Raw genomic sequence first — 20,942 nt, forward strand, 5'->3', positions numbered from 1 at the left:
CCCAGCATTCTGGAAATCCTAAGTGCTGGGGGGATCGTTAACCAGGCGGTCCAAAAAATGATACGCATAAATCAAAGAGAAATTTCCTCCTTGCGCCCCCCTCAAAAATTACGGCGCATAAAACAATAAAGACCCTTCCGACCAGAAAGGGCCTGCTGGCTGGCGGGAATTGCGATGCCGTTGACAATGAATACGACGGAAAGAGGGGGCAGCGAAATGATAACAGTTTGATAACTCTGCACCGCACCCCTGGCTATTTCTGTTTTCTGTGGTATTGTGTGTCGTTGCAAAGGAGGCGACACACATGCGAGACACTCTGGAGGATCTGTACTTTGGAAAGATCACCCCCAACGAACAAGACATCACACCAGGTTCAATCCTGGCAGACGCTATGGACCGGGCAGAACAGTGCGAGGAGAAGCTCACCGCCCGGCTGGAGGGAGAGGAGAAAACCCTGTTGCTCCGACTGCTCAATGCGGAGAACGAAATCTGCAGTACCATGGCCCTGGAAAACTTTATTCTGGGATTTCGCCTTGGGATGAGGATTGCTATCGAGTCTCTGGACGAGGATGACGGCAGTTTGACCATGGCGTACGAGGAAGGAGGCAGCTGCAATGGCAAAGAAACGGGCCAACGGCGAGGGTAACATCCGTAAGCGAAAAGACGGTCGGTGGGAGGGCCGGTACACCGCCGGATATGATTCCAAAACCGGGAAACGGATCATCAAAAATGTGCTGAGTAAGACCCAGGCAGAGGTAAAGGAAAAACTCAAGATAGCACTCGAAGAAACCAACGGTTTAGATGTCAGCAAGGCAGCGGATGAGTATACCGTAACAAGCTGGCTGCGCACCTGGTATGAGCTCTATGCCAAGCCCAATGTCCGCACTGCCACAGCCAACCGATACGAACTGATCATCGAGACCTATACGATCCCCCGCATCGGGCACATCAAGCTGAAGAAGCTAACCACCCGACACCTGCAGAAGCTCTACAAAGAGTTATTGGAGAGCGGCAGAATACATGTTGGAAAAAATCAAAACCGAGGACTGAGTACCACCACCGTCCACAGCGTCCACCTGATGCTTCATTGCGCCCTGGACCGTGCGGTGAAGGAGCGGCTCATTCCCCGTAATCCCTGCGAGGACTGTATCGTCCCCAAGCCCAGGAAACTGGACATGAAGATCCTCTCGCCGGAGCACATGAAAGCCTACCTGGAGGCAGCGGAAGCCAGAGATCTGCTCCCCATGTTCTACCTGGAGTTGGTCAGCGGCCTGCGGAAGGGAGAACTGGTGGCTCTGCGGTGGGATGACCTGGACATCCAGGGACGAAGTATCTCAGTAAGTAAGCAGTATGTCCGCAATCCAGATGGGTCCCTGGAACTGACCAGGCCTAAGACGGAGAACTCCGTCCGGCTGGTGTCCATCCCGCAGACCACGGTGGACTTACTGATCCAGGAGCACTCCAAGCACCCGGACAGCCCCTACATGTTCCCCTCACCCCTCACCGGAGAGATGTACCACCCGGACTCGGTGGTGAATCTCCACAAGAAGATTCTCAAGGACGCCGGGCTGGAGCACCTCAGATTTCATGATCTCCGTCACACCTTCGCTACCACGGCCCTGCAGAACGGTGTGGATGTGAAAACAGTATCCTCCATGCTGGGCCACTTCGACGCCGGGTTCACCCTGCGGACCTACACCCACGCCACCAGGCAGAAACAGGACGAGGCAGCCGCCGCCATGGGCAGCTTCCTGGAGCAGGTCCTGTAATGGCAGAAAGAAAAATGCGCCGGACAGGAAGCCCTTCTTCCTGTCCGGCACTCTTGTGTCCATTGGTTCCGTTGTCTCATTTCCGCGTGTGGGTCACGGTGTGGGTCAGAAATTTTTGGCCAACCCACAAAGTAACTTTTTGCAACAAAAAATCCCCAAAAACCGAAGTTTCCGGGGATTTTTGGAGCTGCTACCCAGATTCGAACTGGGGACCTCATCCTTACCAAAGCATCGAGCGGACTGTTCTTTTGTGAATAGAACGCAGTTTTCTGCTGAAAGTGTACTATTTTGAACATCTCTGTGTGGCACTATTTTGTATGGCAGGAATTTATCTGCACCTCAATACTGTATCTGCACATGCTACGTTTAGCACGAGAATTAGCATGGGGGCACGCTAAACACTTACGCCCCCTAAACGCAAGACCCATTGATCCCGCACCATCCAGACTTTGCCTTTCACAAGGAGCAGGCCTTGTTGAGGCGCACAGTCCATTTAATTTTGACCGAGGGGGACCTCTACCACTACTGGTAGGGTCCCCCTCTCTTTTTTTGGGGGAGACATCTATGAAAGAATATCAGTTGGAGATCACGCAAAGCGTGGACTACCCACGGTGCCGAATTTATCGAGACTTTGTTCACACACTTATTTCTGACCGCACGCTGCGCGCTGGGCCCAATTCTCACCTATTTCATTATACCGTGCTGTGCACCTACGCAAACTTCCGTACCTCCTACCTCCGCATGGACGGTATCACATATACGATTCGCCCCGGAGAATGGCTCTGCCGAGTTTCCGACCTGATGACCTGGTTCCGCGTCCGCTTCCAGCATCAAGCGCTTGCTATCCTCTCTTCCCTGCAACAGCTTCGCTTGATTACCTTCTCCAAGCTGGAGCGAGGTCCACTTATTCGGTATCGCATACTGGCCTGGAGAACGCACAATACAGTGCTGGATTATAATTGCCCCTGCCAAAAGGAGAGCGGCTTCTTTTTCATGCCGATCTCAATCACTTCAAAGTTTGCCGGTTCTTATCGGTTCTCCGAGCTAGATATTATACTCGACATGTGGCTCTCTACTATATACAAGGACCAAGGCGTTATTGGTTCAGACCTTGGACCTGTCGTTTACTATCGCAATGGCACCGGCAACCCCATTATATCATTTTCGGAGTTGGCTCAGCGGTGGGGGCGCTCCAAATCATCGGTTGGGCGCCTCCTAAAAAAGTTATCCAAACTTGGGTATATATCTCTGGTTTCCTTTCCCGGACGCTGTGGGAGCGTAATCTATCTCAATCATTATTTATCTGTTATGTTCCAGGTAGACGACGTGCTTATTGGTAAGGAAGATGTCGCTATGCAGTTCAATATCAAAATTAAATTGCCTGACGATCCCCTTCCTGCAGATGACTTCCCTCTGCACACCAAATTGTACGTCTCAAAAGAGCTCCTTTGCGTCCCGAAACAGCACATTTCCATAATCGTTCACGAGACAGCGAAACCCCTTGCAAATCAAGGGTTCCAGTGTTTCAAATGTGCGAAAGCGCATATTAAGTTATCTCCATTATCAGTTGACTGCCAGGGAACAAATCACCTCTCAGGTGATCTCCCCGATCAAATACAGATGGATCTAGTTGTACACTGCGGTGCCGGCGGCACCGCGGTTCATTTTTCTTTGAGCATATCACCGGCCGGCACCATACATTTTGAGAGGAGCGGTATGAATGTCTGTGCGAAATAAGAAACCGGACTTTACCGAGGACCCACGATACCACAACACATGGCGCCTACTCAAACGATACCGCGACGTTGTCTGGAGCTTGGAGCTATCTGTCCTCCAGCTAAAAAACCAATTTCACGTCGAATATGGGTGCGATGTGGATGAATTTCTTGATTCTCTATATTGCGCGGGTGCTGACCTGAGCGGGACTGATATTGAGCAGTACGCCCGGTGTGTGGAGCGAAGCAATAAAATGCTTAAACTGGTCCAGGGTGCTGTCTCCCTCCTGCGGAGCAAGCACAAAAACGGCGAGGCACTGTACTGGGTCCTGTACTACACGTATTTATCCCCACAGAAACTTGAAAATGTGGATGAAATCATTGAGCAGCTCCGTCCGCACATGCACGACATCAGTTATCGCACCTATTATCGCCGGCGAAAAGAGGCTGTCTATACTTTGAGTACCATCCTATGGGGATATACTACCCGGGACAACATAAAACTTCTGGACGAGTTTTTCCCGCATGAGGCGACAACAGAAAACTAGCAGAAAACTGAACTGATGGGTTCTATCTGTGAGTTCAAAACAGCCGTCCATACATCCAACTCAAAATCGCTCTAATGGACTCTGGAGGGATTCCGGTACGTTTTAAAACACTAAAATAGATGTACAGCTTCAGGTGACAAAAAATATCAATGCCGTCATTCCAAACTATCTTTGAATGGGAGGCAGAATTTCGGATTTTCACAAACTTCGCAATCTTTTCCTGAAATTCTTTGCTACTGTAAAACGTAGATATCCCTAGAGAGTCATGCCCAAACGGCTCAGTCAAAGGCGTTACATACTGATGGTATCGTTCACAAATATATACAATTTTTTCCTTCAACGATGGTGTGAAGTCCTTCAGCTGCGTATTCAGGATCGCTTTTGCTTTGTTTTTTACAGTTTCAGGGCAATCTTCCCTTTTTTCTATAACATCAAGGAGAACCTCTGTCAATTTTTTTGCAGCACTTCTCTCGTTTTCTAAAGAGGTATCTATGGAACGAGAATATTCAATCTCAAATGCTATGCAGAGGTCATTGACATTTGTGTACATTATGCTATTAACGTCTTTGTTCCGCATAGGTAGAAAATTCAAGTGTGGTTTTGTGCGATCTTCATTAAGCAGTTTTAATAGACTTGGCAAAAATCTATCAAGATAACCCAAACGTATCACTTCCATACAATCAAGATTGTTCGCATAGTCATCAAAACTATCGTTCAGACGAAGAAGTATGGGGCGGTTATTCTCTTTTTTATATAGACGAACCTCACTGCAAACATTTAGTCTTCCTGTACAGAATTGGAACAGAGACATGGCATAAGAATAGTATTTTAATACGTCCATCAGCATCCTTGGCGACTGAAAGCTAAATCTGAGAGTCGAATGGATGGCGCCTCTCAAATCTGGAAGTTTTCCCAAGTCCATACTTAATTCTTCTGTACTAATGGAATACTTAACCTCGAAATTCTCCCCGTCGATCTCTACATTATATTCTCTTGTATAATTATCGATGCTTTTGAAAGCGATGCTGTTGCCATTATACTCGATTGCTTGGTCAGGGTTATGGATAATATCCATGATACCACCATAAAACTCAATAGCATCAAAGGTACTTAAATCAACCTTCATACCGTGATTCGTACTTTTTGCAATGATAGGAGTATAAAACTGCGCTATTCTCATATCGCAGCCAGATGTGTGGCCAACTCTGAAGCGAGAATTTTTCAGAATAGCAACACTGCAATTGTCCTCCGTAAAACCATATAGCCACTGCTGAGAATCATCAGCTGGGCCTTTGCCATCCATTCTGCTCATTCTAAAGACGGTGTCTCCACATTCTTTGGTCAGAGGCAAAATTTTTACTACATGGCCGTCCACATTGAAGAAAGCGTTATAGCCTTCACCGGAACCAATGTTTATTACACCATTGAAACTATCTGTTATCGTGTTCTTCATGCAAGTTAATTCTCCTCGTACTATAAAATCGCAGTTACACTAACCCGCATTATGAAGCGAGCTCGGTTCAATAGGTACACATTATTCTGTTGAGTTGAGCAGATGTCGCTTCTTCATCTCGACAATCCCATAATTTTAATTTTAAACTAGACAACGACCGGTGCAAAATAAACATCGGTCGTTGTCTAGTTAGGTTATGACATTACTTTTAACCTGGCAATATCTTTGGGTAACTGGTCATACGTTGTCCAAATTGGATACATTCTATATCGACTCCAGTAATTATCTTTGAGTTCCATATAATAGTTGAGCATGATCTGCTCTGAAACCTTGTCCTCTTTCAGAAATTCTTCTACCCAATCATCTATGTTCTGCTTGAGATTCGGAAGTGCATCTATTGGAGCAACTTCTGTGGCATACCACACATCTGACATCGCATCATGTAGGTACACCTCAGCACCCATCATATCCTTGTAATTTTTATTGACAGTTTCTATTGCCTTCTCCATAAGGGATTTTGGGGAGACTTTTTGATCGCTATTTAAACTAATGATTTGGATTGCTTCATGTTCTAAACTATCCTTCAGAAATTTGGCAATCGCAGCCCTACGCCCACTAAACTCCTTTTGGCATGCTTTAATTTTGCCATCCAGGGCAATAAATAAGTAATGACAATTATCTCCTTTAGGCATTAGCTTTACGATCCTTCGAAAGTTATAATCATCCGCAGAAAATCCCAAGAATACGCAGTTAGACCTTTGCAGAAAATCTGCTTGTACGAGATTCGTCCAATTGTATGAGATCCTTTCGATATCGTAATAGTCATCTTCCGCAAAAATGATTTTCTTTGATTGTTTCCCCTCCTGAATCACTGTATGATCATCTTTACTTATTGGGACAGGAATACTTCCATGAATATGATAGATCTCCGGTTTCCCATCTCTGAAAATGGGATCTTGAGCGTCTACATACACATGATAGTCATTGTCAATTTTTAATCCATAGCTCGAGGATAAAGTTGCTTCCAAAAGTGTGTCAAAGTTATATGTTATACAGGATTTCACAGTTCCAGATTTGATTAGTTTTGCACACTCATCTAGCGCTGTCCCGCTTACCTCCTCTAAGCTCTTTGTCGGTATAACCCCTTGCTTAACCAATTCCATAAAGAGCCTATCCTGAAACTGTCTATCTTCTAATCCCAATGCCTCCACGATCGAATCCAAACATTGATAAAAATATTGTCCATTTTCAAGTGCATTACTATCCAACGGTGGATTAACGCCTTTTTCTAAATCCGTCAATGCCATTGTCAGGCGGTTAAATTGTATCTCCATACTTTCTTTCCACTCTCTATGCACTTGATTATATGGATTGTCTCTAATCTCTCCTCGAGTCTCTGATGTACAAACAGTCCTCCGTAGAAGATTTGATGCTAAAGATGTTCCAAAGCAAATTCTCAACAATTCTGACCAGTCTGGCAATCCTAGTGGTATACTAATACCTGCTCCGAGAACAAGCGACATCTGTTCCAACTGAGCACTTTCTATTAGGGCAAGTATTCTTTCCTCCCGCTGCTCCAAAACTCTATCCCCTAGATAGTCTTTTAATTGTATACTCTCTTTCATTCTTCCTTTGCCTCACTCATCTTCGCTTTATCCGCCTGATTGTTTAAATCAATCCAATACTGCAAAAATGTATTCAGGCCTTCTACTACTTGATCATGTACCTTTCGTTGGGTCAGCTTTCCTGCTGCTTCGTAGGTTGTCCGAATATACTGAAGTTGCTCTTCTCGTGCAGGGTATACACAAACTTGCTTGTCCAATGCGTCTCCACATTTTTTCAAATACTGCACCAGCGGCTCGCTAATACGTAGCTTCTGAAAATACTTGTATTCATTTAATAGGGTATCCACTCTTTCTCGCAACTGAAGAATATCGATTCTATTCTCTAACCACCTACAGTTATCGCGCAATTGCTCATACTTCTCCTGAAGAAGTGTTAACAAAACCTCTCTCTCAGCAGGCCATTCTTCCTTGCCTTGTCCGCTCATCGCTTCCATAACACTCCCAATTCTTAGAATCGAGAGTCGCTGAACTGGCAACGAAACCTCAATATCCCAATCTTCATACACCATGTCTAGAATATATTCTGCTGCGGTAGTCTGTAATGTATAACAGGCCATATAATCTGAAAAGGCTTCTGAATAAACTTCATACATAAGATTGCAATGAAAGCCAATATCATAGTTCAGACAAAGTTCCTTAGTACTTTCCCTTAGCTTTTCACCCATTTGCATGGAATCTAAGCACTCATCTATGTCACTCTCGCAAACAAAGTTCCCACACAGCATGGTCAAACAGCTTCTTATAAAACTAGAGATTTTGTACGGCATTGCTTGATCCTGTTTCTGTAATATTTGAAACACTTTGTAATATAATTCTAAATTCTGGTGGCTGACCGTCTGAATAGAGTTTTTCGATTTTTCATTTACTTTCTTTATTTCCTCTGCAACCTTTTTATGCAGTTCGGCTTGATTCTGATAAAGAAAGCTACGGATAATAGCTTCTCCTTCGCTCTCCCCATAGCGTTCATTTACCGGCGGCTGTAACCAACCCAGTATGGCTGCATAGATATCATCCCGGTAAGCCATACCATAAATTTCATCATGCGTACAAAACCCTTGATCTTTCAAATAGGACTTCAGTTCATTGTTAAGTTGATTAAAAAATTTTCTTTGTTGCCGATTGAATAGCTGCTGTACTTTTTTCTTCAGACTTTTATCTTTTGTTTTTTTGAGCACTTTTTCGATCAGTGGTCCACTTCCAAAGAAACACACTGATAGCGTTTTTGAAATGGAACGGGACAAACTATCCACCCAGGCTTCGTTTCTCTCTCCTCTCAGTCGATCTCCACAATAGTGCCAGGCCTCATGCACAATACGGAATAATGTTCCTTGGATATTGAAAACGCTCATTTCAGACAGTTGAATTACGATTAAACGGTTTTCTGTCAGTTTGTTATCTTCATCGGGAAGCGGATCATAGTCAAATAAATTGTGCGCTCCTGTTGTATCACATCCACCACTCACGACCACAAAGGAATAGGAATAGTCGCTCCCTCTGCTGCTCAGTTGAGTCAGGCTTCTGATTACTTGGTTATACGCAAAGAGGAGTTTCGTAGCCGAGGCAATCGATTGATGGCTCAGCTTCAATCCTTCAATAAACAACCGCTCCGCTTGTGCCAGAGAAATTAAATAGTCGCCCACGTAATCACGGAAGTCACGGATACCATCTTCGATATACTGCAAATATTCTTCTGCTTGAGACGCTTCAGTCTCGTTCACCTTTGTAATCAAATAAGTTATATTTTGGCGCAGTGAATCAAAAGCATCCAATAAAATAACACAGATGTCGTTGCTATGAGGATTATTACTTAGATTTGACAATAGAACTAGTAGTTCATGAAGTGCTCGAGACTGTCGGACATGTAATTTGTGTTTACATAGGAAGTCTGTTTCGAAATCGCCTTTGACCCACGTTTCTAAATTATTTATTCTATCAAAAAACCTATTTTGGTTTCTGCTCTCGCCTTCTCCTATGCTGGATGCCACACTCCGGTTCACACAAAGAGAATCATCAGGGCACAGTGAATTATCTGCAAACTGCTCACAATGCGGCAAGCGGATGCGAATGGAAGCATTGGTGTCCACCAAAAAATTCTTAAACAACTCAGAATCCGGGCTCAGCATTTGCCCTGGCTTAAACCAATTTAAAGTTCGATAAATCGGCAAAAGCGATGTAATTGCCCCATCATAACGACCATGTAATACATGGAATTTGATTCCTTCTTTATCCTTATCTTGTGGAAACTGCTCAAGAAATGCCATGCTTAAATCTTTGAGAGATTTCCCGCTCTGCAAAGTCAACCGAATGACAGCTTCGATATTTGCATCGTTGATATTCATTTTACTCTCTTGACAGAAAGCAGTAGAAATACCCGGTGTCAAATAAATGTTGGAAATTGCAGCGGTTTCTATCTTGTCCGTTTTTCTATTTTCATCCTGCACCTTAAATTTCCATGCATGTAATGCATCAGCTACTTTGAACACATCTTCCCAACTATGCGTACGGCACAGCAGGACATAATCTTGGGAGCCTATGGACTGAAATAGCCCACAATTCAAGTCGCGAAATCTTTTCCTATCGAATTTGTTATCCTCCGTCTTAAATTTAGCTATATGCTTTGCTACATGAACAATTCCATGCGCAACCTGTCGTAGGCAGTTCTGAGGTGTCTTATATTCAGTAAGAAAATCATTCGTTACGTTAAATTGCAAAATTGAAATCAGCGGATACTGTTGTTTGTTCTCATTTGATTTCCACTGACTTTCCCTACGCCACGGCTCAAAGGAAAAGCCAGTTTGCTCCATCTCTTCCTGGCACGTCTTCGAAGGAAAAATCAGTTTGATTGGATGATGATCAAAAAAACTTCCATGTTTGGTGACTTCAGGATCGCTTTTTGACTCATCATCATAATCAGCGTATTCCATACCGATAGGAGAGAACTCAAACCATGATTTCGTATGGTAGATATCAAGGCAGTCATAATAACCGTACATCAAAAAACCATAGTTGCTCAACTCATCTGGAGAGAGGCCCAATCTTCTTTTTTTTAAATCCAGAATCAGTCCCTCAAATTCTCTTGATTTCTCAGCTGAATCTTTCTCTTTGCCTGCCATAACCCTTCTCCCTTCTCACGTAGCAACAAAAAGAGCGACCTTATCAAAGGCCGCTCTTTCTTCCACAATAGTAATGTGCGAATTAGTCTGCAGGAAATATATCATCTTGCGGGAAAAAGTGTCCCTTTAATACGAAGTCTTTTTCTAAATTCCTCGGGGGATCTTTTAAATCTACAGAACGCAAAAATTTCGTAGAGCCCTTGCGATCATAGACGCCCGCATTTTCTGCACGAAGTAATCCGCGGCGTTTGCCCTGCTTAGCATCCATAACCGCTCGTGCTCCTTTCTCGCATATATTGTTTATTTTCCAAAGTTCCTTGAAAAAGTACGTCTATTGTAGCATTCCTCCTCAAGATCTGTCAACCCAATTTTGTTATCTTTTTGTTACTTTTCACGGAGAATTCGTAACAACGTCCAAAAATACCCCCTCCATTTTATGGAACGTCACCATCACATCTCCTATAAAGCAGCGAGAGAGGCATGAAAGATGCACACTCCCATACACGTATTCTATGTAAAAGCACAGCAAAAGATCACTGCATAAAAAAGCATGGTGCAGCTTCGCCTGTACATCATAGACATCAGCCTTCGCCCCATGATCGACGCAGGCGGGGGCTGTCCACACGTAGAACACGATCCTATGCGACTATACCCACGAGACAACCCGTAGTTTCTGGATGAATTGCTCCCGCCAGAGGACGACGGCAGTAACCTGGCAGTAAATCGGCAGTAGATTGGCAGGGTTTTGCTCTTACAATGCAAATCTACCTGTGGTACAATGGTCATGCTCAAAACTGTATGCCGAATGAAATTTAGAGAAAGGCACGCCCTTATCAGGGCGTGCCTTTTTTCTCCCTGGGCGATACCTGATCTGCGTTCAGGTGTCGCCCTGATTTCATTTGAGCCAAAAAGGAGGTCTGCACTTGAAACGAGAATCCCCTGTATCCACGCCACCCTCTAAGCAACCGACGTCGCCAGGGCGCATTCTATACACCGCTTTCCTTACGGCGTCCCTAAGCTCGGCTTTCTGCCTTCCGGCATCGGCGGCTGGAACAACGATCTGGACAAAAGCATCGGAAATCATGCAGGACGTCTACACGCAAATCCTCTCGATCTCAACGATTGCCGCAATTGTCACTGCCGCCGTCGCACTGCTGCTGATGAATTTTTCGCGCTCGGGGAGAACCGTGGATGAATCCAGAGCGTGGCTCAAGAGAATTATCATCACTTGGGTCGTACTCAATGGTCTTGGCTTCATCATGGCGTACATCACTCCCTTCTTCCAGGGCGGTCAGTGGACCCCCTCGTCTACCTGACCTATGGGTATTTTAGACGGCATTGTAGAGTGGATCGCGGAGCAGATCATGTACGGCCTGGACTTATTCAATTCATCAGTTTTGGGCGCCCTAGGCTGTGACATGTCTGTTTTCCTGCGTTATTTCCCCGCCGCTGCCACTATGTACGATATTTTTGTCGCCCTTGCCATTGGTCTGATCCTGCTGATATGGGTATGGAATCTGTTCCGGAACTATTGGCTTGGGGCAGGCATAGAGGCAGAAGATCCTGTGAAATTGAGTATCCGCTCTGTCATTTTCATTCTTTTGGCCTATTTTGCCGATAGCATCACCGCACTTGTTCTTGACATTGGCGGTACGCCATATCAGTGGATCATGACCTCATCCCTCCCCTCTTTGGACTTTGCCAGCTTCGAATCCGTGTTGCTTGTCATCATTGGAGTGTGCGCCAACGGCGCGGTCACTCTGATCGTGCTCATTCTGATCATCATACTGGCCTGGAATTACATCAAACTACTGTTTGAGGCCGCTGAACGCTATGTCCTGCTGGGCGTGCTCGTCTATACGGCGCCTGTCGCTATCGCCATGGGCGCCTCTCAGAGCACGTCTAACATTTTCAAAAGCTGGTGCCGGATGCTGGGAGGACAGGTCTTTTTGCTGATTATGAACGCGTGGTGCCTTCGCCTCTTCATATCCATGGTCGGTTCTTTCATCGCAAATCCTCTTTCCATCTGATCGGAGGTGTTATTACGCAAAAATACCACAAAATCATCAAATTCCTGACCATAATCCTCGTCCTGGCATGCTTTTTTGCGTTCCCCTCTTGTGCAATCACGGAAGCAGAGGTGGAGCAGGAAGTCGCAGAAGTCGGGAAAGAGACCGTAACAGGCAATCTCCTGATCTGGTTTTTGTGCGCCGTCGCCTTCTTGAAAGTCAGCCAGAAGATTGACAGTTTCATGAGCGCCTTGGGCGTCAACGTCGGCCACACCGGAGGCTCATTGCTTGCCGAGGTCATGATCGCCGCTAAGACGGTATCCACAGTCGCATCCAGTGCGGGCCATCTCATTGGCGGGGGAAAATCTTCCGGCTCCCCGGGTGCTGCCGGTGCCAAAGGCGCAGATGGTTCGTCGTTCGGGTTCCTGCGGGGCGGTCTTGCGGGCGTTGCGGTACGAAAGGCCACAAACGACGCCGTCAAGACCGCCACTTCCACAAAACACACCTCTGCAGCGCATACCACCGCGGCCAGTTCTGCCGCGGCGCATTCTGCCACCTGCGAGACGGCTACAATGGAACACTCTGTCCATACAGATCAGTCGTCGTTTGCCGCAAGCACAGTCCAACAGGAGCATGCCTCGCAGACAAATACTCAGTCTGTGGGGGAACGTGACAGCAGCCACACCTCCCATACGCACAGTACCACCTTGGGCGGGAAGGAAGTTTCCAGCCAGCCTTCCACAACAGGCCCTGGCGCAGCAGTTGTCTCCCCTCCCCATCACCCCAGCATTGGGGCGGCTGTTTTTATGTCCTCTCTGCAGAAAGGCGGGGACTTTGCCAATAACGTGATCGGCCGGGTAGCAAAGGGAGATATCCGAACCGCTGGGTCCATCACCGGTGACATGGCCGCCCAGTCCATGATGTCCTATATGGGCTATACCGCCCTGGGCGAAAAAAACATGGAAAGCATCACCTTCCGTGAGGTTGAGATCGGCGGCGGCCGTATCACCGGCGTTGAGGTCACTCCCCAGCACCCGGAGGGAGTCGAGTTTGGGATGTATCATGTGGACCAGTACACTCGCCCTGAAGGAGATTACAGCAAGGTGACCTCGGCAGACGGCGCGCAGTGGTATAAGCAATACGCTGCTGATTCCGTGAAAAAGACCCCCTACAAAGCTCCGGACGGCGAGGTCGCTTATCGCACCGAAATTATAAGCAAGCTCCCGCAGCCTCCCAAACGGAAGGACCGCGTTTAAGGGGGCGGACAGATGAATCACGAAGATTGGGATACCTATGTGATCCCGCCAAATTTCATTGAGGGGGGCACCCTTCTTGGCGGCCTGTTCAAAACACGCAATGTCATCGAAGCCGGTATTCTTGCCCTTCTGGTCGGAATCCCGGTTCTCGGTCTGAACCTGTCCCTGACAACTCGGGTCATCATCCTTTGCGTAACGGCTCTGCCGCTGGCGCTGGTGGCTCTGATCGGGGTGTCCGGAGGAAGCCTCTCCTTATTTCTTCAGATATTTTTCACATTTCTCCGCAACCGCCGCGTTCTCACCAGAGAGGGGCAGCAGGAGCCGGAGGGTGCCGGGCGGCGGCGCCTCAGATTCCCAAAAATCAAGCGCCGCCATGCGCCGGAGGAAGCGGCATCCGAAGGCAGTCCGCCTCCCAGGAGCCGGCTTCGTTACCAGGTAGACTTCAAAGAGAAAAAGGTGACGCAATTCAAGACCTTTCTACCGCCGGATGATACTGTAAAGCCTTTGAACGAGATTGCCAACTACATTCCCATCGAGAAGGTGGAGCACGGCATCATTTACACCCGCGACCACCGGTATGTCAAACTTGTAGAAGTCATCCCTGTAAACTTCCTGCTTCGCAGCGCCCGGGAACAGCGCAGCATCATCTATTCTTTCGTCTCCTATCTCAAAATTGCTCCCGTCAAGATCCAGTTCAAGGCTTTGACCAGACGCGCAGACATCAACAGGCACATGGAAACTGTCCGCCGGGAACTGGCTCAGGAAACTGATGAACGCTGTCGGGTCCTCCAGGAAGATTATCTCAAACTAATCAGTCAGTTGGGCTCTCGAGAGGCCATCACCCGCCGTTTTTTCCTCATTTTTGAGCACGAGCCCCATCCTGGAACAAAGCGGGGACAAGAAGAAGAGGACGCCATCGCCTCACTGCAGACAGCAGCACGCACTGCCGCGAACTATCTGCGCCAGTGCGGCAACGAGGTTCTGTTCCCAGAGGACGAAGATGAGGCCACCTGCGAGGTTCTCTACAACATCCTGTGCCGCAGGGCCTGCGGAGAGCGCCCCTTTTCCGACAAAGTACAGGAAGTTCTGGCGGAGTACATGGCAGCGGGCAGGGATTTGGACAACATCCCGTCCAACGAGTTCTACTCTCCCGACCAGATCGACTTCACCCATAGCCGCTATATCTGCATTGACGGCCTGTACTACGCATATCTTCTGGTCCCTTCGGATGGCTACAAAAGTCAGGTGCCCGCCGGCTGGCTAAGCCTGCTGGTCAACGCCGGCGACGGGATCGACCTGGATGTTTTCCTGACCCGCCAGCCAAAGGACCGCATGATACACAAACTTGGCCAACAGCTTCGTATCAACCGAAGCAGGCTTAAAGACACCTCAGACACCAATACCGACTTTGATGACCTGGACGGCGCAATTCGCTCTGGGTATTTCCTCAAAGAGGGGATGGGCAACAACGAAGATTTCTATTATCTGAATCTTTTGGTCACAGTCACTGCGGACACGGTGGAAGATCTGGAGTGGAAAGTTTCGGAAATGAAAAAACTCCTGCTGTCGCAGGATATGGATGTGCAAGTCTGCTTCTTCTGCCAGGAGCAGGCTTTTCTTTCGTCTCTGCCTCTCACTGCTCTGGACCGGCGGCTGTACGATCGCTCCAAACGCAATGCCCTAACCATGGGCGTTGCCAGCTGCTACCCCTTTACCTCCTATGAGATGTGCGACGACAACGGCATTCTCCTAGGGGTCAACAAACATAACAATTCTCTCATTGTCTTGGATATTTTCGATTCAAAAGTTTATAAAAACGCAAACATCTCGATTTTAGGAACCAGCGGTGCCGGAAAGACCTTCACACTCCAGCTGATGGCGCTGCGCATGCGGAGGAAAGGAATCCAAGTTTTCATCTTGGCCCCGCTGAAGGGGCATGAGTTTCACCGTGCTGCCATGAACATCGGCGGGGAATTTATCACCATCTCTCCCGCCTCCAGCAACTGTATCAACATCATGGAGATCCGGCAGGTTGACAAGTCTGTGAATGATTTGCTGGATGGCCCGGGGACTGAAAAATCTATGCTTGCCTCGAAAATTCAGAGACTACACACCTTTTTCTCCCTTCTGATTCCAGATATGAGCCATGAGGAGCGTCAGCTTCTGGACGATGCCATGATCCGCACTTATGCCCTGAAGGGGATCACCCACAATAACGTCTCCCTGGACGACCCGGATCACCCCGGACAATATCGGAAAATGCCGGTCCTGGGCGACCTTTATACCGTTCTCTTAGAATCCCCCGCCACCCAGCGCATGGCGAATATCCTCAACCGCCTGGTCAACGGCTCCGCCCGTTCGTTCAATCAGCAGACCAACGTATCTCTCGACAATAAGTACACCGTATTGGACATCTCCGAATTGACCGGCGACCTGCTGACAGTAGGCATGTTCGTCGCCCTCGATTTCGTCTGGGACAAAGCCAAGGAGAACCGCACGGCCGAGAAGGCGATCTTTATCGACGAGTGCTGGCAGTTGATCGGCGCCAGCAGCAACCGGCAGGCAGCTGAATCCGTCCTGGAGCTGGCAAAAACCGTCCGGGGATACGGGGGCAGCCTGATCTGTGCCACGCAGGACCTGAACGATTTTTTTGCCCTTGAGGATGGGACATATGGAAAGGGCATCATCAACAACAGTAAAACCAAAATCGTGCTCAACCTTGAGGATGAGGAGGCCCAACGGGTCCAGCGCATTTTGCATCTCTCCGAGGCGGAACTTATGCAAATCACCCACTTTGAGCGGGGCAACGCTCTGATCAGCACCAATAACAACAACATCGCCGTGGAGATCAAGTGCAGTCAGCTGGAGAAGGAATTGATCACTACGGACCGTCGTGAACTGCAGGCCCTGCTGGAGCGAAAAGAAAAGCAGATGGCGGGTTAGGCGCACAGTATACGCATATTCTGCGCATATCTTCTGCCTCTACGTCTGCAATACGACCGGAATACGCATAGGAGGCGCATAGACATCAAAACGCGTGACCAAATTTACGGGCAAGAGGCGCTTGGAATCCTGCGGGATGTCACTATGTACCGCGCATTATCGGAGGCACAGCTTCTTGGCCTCTATCCCAAAAAGCAGAAACAGATTCAGAGTCTTCTCTCCTTTTTGGAACGCCAGCGGCGAATTTTCAAGCAGCAAGACGGTCTCTATACTGCCGTTCAGCAGCCGGAGGAGTATGACCGCGGACTGTCGCGTGCCGTATGGGTGCTCGTCGATTTCATCGACCAGGTGGATTTCCACTCCACCGGTGATTTTCCGGCAAAAATTATATTCTTTGCCAACGATGAAGTATACGAAATCGTGTATGTGTCTTGGGGCCAGGAAGCTCTCATCAGCCATGTGCTGTCTACTCAAACAGATGACCCGCCCCATTACATCATCGTGGTGGACAAACCAGAGCAGATCGCCTCAATCGAAGCGCCCAACATCAGTGGGTTCTGCACCGTCACACCGGAGGGGCAGGTCCAATACTATCAGAAAGAGGAAGGAGCGTGCCTTTGAACCGAGTCATTATTTCACGGCGTATCACCTCAATTCTCGATGAACTGTCCAGGCTGACCAACGCGCTCTATGCCATGAACATGACGGACATACAGCGATACCCGGAAAACTACGAGGCTCTCTCCGTGGATGCCGCCCTCCGCGCAGAGCAGATTGCCTGCCGTCTGCGCCATTTGATTTATACAACGACAGGTACGAGAAAGGAGGAATATCTCTCCTCTGCAAGCACCATGCTGAATATTGGGATTCAGTGCAAGGACGGCATCGTGGAGATCTCGCTGCCCAGCCTGCTGCCAAAACGAAAGCAGCATCTTTCCGGCGAGTTTCTTCTGGACCCGCTGCACAATGCCCTCGCCCAATACGCCAAGTCTTGCCCACTCCCCCACTTTCATCACTGTGTGGTCTGCTTCTCCCATATCTACAGCCGCGACCTCCCGGACCGCCGTGTCCGAGACTACGACAATCTGGAGCTGAAGCAGCTTTTGGATATTGTCGCGTCGTTTCTCATGACAGATGACAGCGGGCTTCTTTGTGACGCCTATAATACCACGGAGATCGGGGAAAACGATGCCACGCGCATATCGGTGATGGACAGCGGGCAGTTCTCAATCTGGCTCCAGGCCAGGGAAAAGGCCCTTCAGGCTATATCGGATTTCTAACTATTTTGTCCCTTGACTTTCAGCACCCCCGCCTTTTTCGTTCTGTTCGTTGTCCCACAACTCTTTTGCCAATTTTGCGGCCACGATTTTTACCGGGGTCATACGCACCCTCGGTAGAAAATGCGTGGTTGAGGAGGTCCACCCATCGTGTCCACTCCCCTGCGGCTCCCCGCCGACGACACGCTCTCCTATCTGCTTCTCACCCTCACCGCCATCTCCGGCGAATTTCCCACCTCACAAGTCGCCCGGCTTCCTGGTGGCGCATCCTACAAAGAAAATCTGCTCACTCAAATGCGGCGGACTAAGCTGATACGGACCTTTTATCGCAACAGCCTGCGCGGGCTGAGACTGACAGCCCAGGCCAAGGGCCTGCTTCTTGAACAGTCCCCTGAACGGTTCAGCCCCTACCTGACTGGTAACGCCGAAACCAATGTCCTGAAGAGCGAGGTTCCCCGGCGTCTGCGGCTCCATCGGATGGCCGAGGTGCTTGTCACCATGTTCAACGCTGGAGCGTACGTCTTCAGCTGGGAAAAGGAGGCGATTTTTTCGCCCAATCTGGTTCCCCCCGTCAATCCCGTCCATCTGCCTGCCTATTATCACTCCCGAGAGGTGAAAGAGCTGGGTCCACAGGCAGCTAAAATCCGCGGTTCCCGCTCAACCGGCGTTCTGATTGCAGACGGCGGTATTTTTGTCGTCTACAACACCGGCCCTTCCATGATGAAGTGGGAGTACAAGGCGGAAATGCGGCTGAAGGCCCTGCTGCAGATTGAATTGTGCAGCAGGCGACTTTCCGGGCGGTTCCGCGGCGCGGCAATCCAGGGAATCGTATTCGGCAGCAGCATGGATATGCTGTACAGCCTAATGTCCAGCACGCCGGATCTCCGGCACAACTACTTTATTCTGGACGGGAACTTTGACAGATTCCATTTCCTGACCAGCGACCACCGAGGGGAGGTGATACTGCAGCTGCTCTGCAGCCCGACACAGCACGCTGATCTGGACCGCATTTTATGTGAAAACCTCAGCCCCAAGCGGCCGGGCTGGCCCGTCGAGCATGACGCGATCGACGAAAACGGCGCTCCTGTACTTTTCGCCTATACCTGCGATATGCCCCGCATCCAGCGGTTTGATACCGCCCTGGAACTGCAGGGCCGGGTTGGCACGCTGATCTGTTTTGATTTTCAGGAGCCGGTCCTGCGCCGCGTCTGCGGCCCCCGCGTCACGATCCAAAGCATCGACTTTGAAATATTTGAAAGGAGTGTGCTCCATCCAGAAGAAGAATCTACTTAAACTGCTCCTTATCATTCCCCCCGCGTTGGCGGCGCTGCTATACGCAGGCGGCTATATCGCCCAGTTTATGTACAACTATGAGGTGTGGGCAGAGAGCGGCGGCACAATGTATAGCGGCACCTCTCCTGCATTTCCTGACCCAGGTTTTCTCGCCTGCATCACCTCGGCGTTCCGATTTCCGTACGGCCTTTATGGCATTGGTATCTGTATTCTCTGCCTCGGGCTCCTGATCCTGATGGTCATGAAGATGGGAGGCAGCGATACAGGCGAGTATGACCGGGAACGAAATCTGATCTTTTCCCACAAGGGCACCTATGGCACCGCTGGTTTTATGACCCGCCAAGAGATGAAAGGGGTCCTGGACCTGGTATCGGATATCCGCACCCATCACGGCACCATTCTCGGTCTGCTGGACGGTAAGGTGGTCTGTGTTCCGGAAAAAACACGTCTCAATTCCAATGTTGCCGTCTATGGCTCCTCTGGGTCAAAAAAGACCCGCGCCTACTGCGTCAACCGCATCCTGCAGGCCGCCTCCAAACCGGGGGGAGAATCCCTCATCATCTGCGACCCCAAATCCGAGTTATATGAAAAGACCAGCGACTACCTGCGCGGCAAGGGATACATCGTGAAGGTATTCAATCTGGTGACCCCATCCTGTTCCGACTCCTGGAACTGCCTTGGTGAAATTCAGGGGCAGGAACTCATGGCTCAGCTTTTCTGTGACGTCATTATCAAAAACACCGGGAATGAGCGGGGCGATCACTTCTGGGACAGCGCAGAAATGAATCTGCTCAAGGCGCTGGTTCTGTATGTAGATCAGGGGTATCCGGACAATCAGAAAAATATCGGCGAGGTCTATCAACTGCTCACTCTGAACTCCGAGAAAGATTTGAACAGCATGTTCGATATCCTGCCCATGGACCATCCCGCCAAGGCTCCCTTTAGCATATACCGACAGTCTTCGGAGAGTGTCCGCGGCGGCGTCATCATTGGACTAGGCAGCCGCCTGCAGGTCTTTCAGAACCGCGACATCCGCAACATCACCAGCCACAGCGAGATCGATCTGGAACTACCCGGCAAGCAGCGGTGCGCCTATTATTGCATCACCAGCGACCAGGACAGCACCTTTGATTTTCTCTCGTCTCTGTTCCTCTCCTTTGTTTTTATCCGCCTGGTGCGGTACGCGGACCAGGAGTGCCCTGGCGGGGAACTGCCTGTCCCGGTCCATGTACTGGGCGAAGAACTCTGTGCCTGCGGCGTAATCCCGGACTTATCCCGCAAGATTTCTGTGATCCGTTCCAGAAAGATCAGCATGTCGTGTGTCTTTCAAAATCTGGCGGGGCTGCAGAACCGCTATCCCTACAACCAGTGGCAGGAAATCCTGGGCAACTGCGATGTGACGCTCTTCCTGGGCTGCTCAGACGCACTCACAGCTGATTTTATCAGCCAGCGCACCGGCGAGGCATCCATCTCTGTCACTTCTCAGGCGCGTCAGCTTGGTTCCTGGCGCATCTCCAACTACACCCCCGAATTTCGGGAGACCAGCGGAGTTGGGCGCCGCCGTGTCCTGACCATGGACGAGGTCATGCGGCTTGACACGGACCGGGCGCTGGTGATCATCCGCGGAAAGAAGGTGCTCGAAGTTGACAAGTATGACTATTCCAACCATCCAGAGGCGAAGAAACTGCGTCCCAGCAAGGCCTCCGCCCACATTCCGCAATGGAGGTCGGCCGCCGATACGACAGCCTCCGCTTGTCACGCAGCTTCTCCAAAACCCGCTCCTGCGCGGAAAACGCGCAAGACACCGGCCACCCCCACCCCTCGAAAAAAACCGCAGCAGGACGCGGAGCACGTAGCCGCACCAAAACCGCAAGCGCCGTCCGTTGTCGCAATCAGCAAAGATTTCATTATGAAACGGCAAGATAAAAAGGAGGATTGATC

General features: G+C 49.2%; 16 protein-coding genes. 12 read left to right on the plus strand and 4 right to left on the minus strand.

Features of this window, described 5'->3' with window-relative positions; all coding sequences use genetic code 11:
- Window positions 1-304 precede the first annotated feature (304 nt).
- The 4 genes from B5F19_RS08680 to B5F19_RS08695 all read left to right on the plus strand — a co-directional run bounded on the left by B5F19_RS08680 (window position 305) and on the right by B5F19_RS08695 (window position 4,032).
- Complete coding sequence (locus tag B5F19_RS08680) at window positions 305-646, plus strand: DUF6809 family protein (RefSeq protein ID WP_204248311.1); 342 nt, start codon at window positions 305-307, stop codon at window positions 644-646.
- Complete coding sequence (locus B5F19_RS08685) at window positions 615-1,769, plus strand: site-specific integrase (protein ID WP_087289709.1); 1,155 nt, start codon at window positions 615-617, stop codon at window positions 1,767-1,769. Before B5F19_RS08680 ends, B5F19_RS08685 begins: the two co-directional genes overlap by 32 nt.
- A gap of 564 nt (window positions 1,770-2,333) precedes the next feature.
- A complete protein-coding gene (locus B5F19_RS08690) occupies window positions 2,334-3,506 on the plus strand; it encodes a helix-turn-helix domain-containing protein (protein WP_140394191.1) in 1,173 nt (390 codons plus the stop codon).
- Window positions 3,490-4,032 (plus strand): hypothetical protein, encoded by a 543-nt coding sequence (locus B5F19_RS08695; protein WP_087289710.1) that lies wholly within the window; start codon window positions 3,490-3,492, stop codon window positions 4,030-4,032. Before B5F19_RS08690 ends, B5F19_RS08695 begins: the two co-directional genes overlap by 17 nt.
- Window positions 4,033-4,066: 34 nt before the next feature.
- Here B5F19_RS08695 and B5F19_RS08700 read toward each other — a convergent pair whose 3' ends face one another.
- The 4 genes from B5F19_RS08700 to B5F19_RS17125 all read right to left on the minus strand — a co-directional run bounded on the left by B5F19_RS08700 (window position 4,067) and on the right by B5F19_RS17125 (window position 10,491).
- Window positions 4,067-5,485, minus strand: coding sequence for a hypothetical protein (locus B5F19_RS08700; RefSeq protein WP_087289711.1), 1,419 nt, complete (start codon window positions 5,483-5,485; stop codon window positions 4,067-4,069).
- 194 nt (window positions 5,486-5,679) lie between these two features.
- Window positions 5,680-7,110, minus strand: coding sequence for an SIR2 family protein (locus B5F19_RS08705; RefSeq protein WP_087289712.1), 1,431 nt, complete (start codon window positions 7,108-7,110; stop codon window positions 5,680-5,682).
- Window positions 7,107-10,223, minus strand: coding sequence for a hypothetical protein (locus B5F19_RS08710; RefSeq protein WP_087289713.1), 3,117 nt, complete (start codon window positions 10,221-10,223; stop codon window positions 7,107-7,109). Before B5F19_RS08710 ends, B5F19_RS08705 begins: the two co-directional genes overlap by 4 nt.
- 82 nt (window positions 10,224-10,305) lie before the next feature.
- On the minus strand, window positions 10,306-10,491 hold the full coding sequence (locus B5F19_RS17125; protein WP_140394192.1) for a hypothetical protein: 186 nt from the start codon (window positions 10,489-10,491) through the stop codon (window positions 10,306-10,308).
- A 655-nt stretch (window positions 10,492-11,146) separates the two neighbouring features.
- Between B5F19_RS17125 and B5F19_RS08715 the strand changes: the two genes are divergently transcribed.
- From B5F19_RS08715 to B5F19_RS08750, 8 genes are all read left to right on the plus strand, one after another.
- Window positions 11,147-11,539, plus strand: a complete 393-nt coding sequence (locus B5F19_RS08715) for a fimbrial protein (protein WP_087289714.1) — start codon at window positions 11,147-11,149, stop codon at window positions 11,537-11,539.
- Window positions 11,540-11,542: 3 nt separating this feature from the next.
- Window positions 11,543-12,253: a hypothetical protein gene (locus B5F19_RS08720; protein ID WP_087289715.1), complete on the plus strand. Its 711-nt coding sequence runs from the start codon at window positions 11,543-11,545 to the stop codon at window positions 12,251-12,253.
- A gap of 110 nt (window positions 12,254-12,363) precedes the next feature.
- On the plus strand, window positions 12,364-13,488 hold the full coding sequence (locus tag B5F19_RS08725) for a hypothetical protein (protein WP_087289716.1): 1,125 nt from the start codon (window positions 12,364-12,366) through the stop codon (window positions 13,486-13,488).
- A gap of 12 nt (window positions 13,489-13,500) precedes the next feature.
- The gene (locus B5F19_RS08730) at window positions 13,501-16,431 is read left to right on the plus strand and encodes an ATP-binding protein (RefSeq protein ID WP_087289717.1); all 2,931 of its coding nucleotides are present in this window, start codon (window positions 13,501-13,503) and stop codon (window positions 16,429-16,431) included.
- A 129-nt stretch (window positions 16,432-16,560) separates the two neighbouring features.
- Window positions 16,561-17,052, plus strand: coding sequence for a DUF5697 family protein (locus B5F19_RS08735; protein ID WP_255378399.1), 492 nt, complete (start codon window positions 16,561-16,563; stop codon window positions 17,050-17,052).
- Window positions 17,043-17,711, plus strand: coding sequence for a DUF6100 family protein (locus B5F19_RS08740; protein ID WP_242972754.1), 669 nt, complete (start codon window positions 17,043-17,045; stop codon window positions 17,709-17,711). The genes B5F19_RS08735 and B5F19_RS08740 overlap by 10 nt, the downstream gene beginning before the upstream one ends.
- Before the next feature lie 147 nt (window positions 17,712-17,858).
- On the plus strand, window positions 17,859-19,001 hold the full coding sequence (locus B5F19_RS08745) for a hypothetical protein (RefSeq protein ID WP_242972755.1): 1,143 nt from the start codon (window positions 17,859-17,861) through the stop codon (window positions 18,999-19,001).
- Window positions 19,002-19,068: 67 nt separating this feature from the next.
- A complete protein-coding gene (locus B5F19_RS08750) occupies window positions 19,069-20,940 on the plus strand; it encodes a type IV secretory system conjugative DNA transfer family protein (RefSeq protein ID WP_087289720.1) in 1,872 nt (623 codons plus the stop codon).
- Window positions 20,941-20,942 lie beyond the last annotated feature (2 nt).

This window comes from Pseudoflavonifractor sp. An184 (assembly GCF_002160305.1).
Taxonomy (GTDB): Bacteria; Bacillota; Clostridia; order Oscillospirales; family Oscillospiraceae; genus Lawsonibacter; species Lawsonibacter pullicola.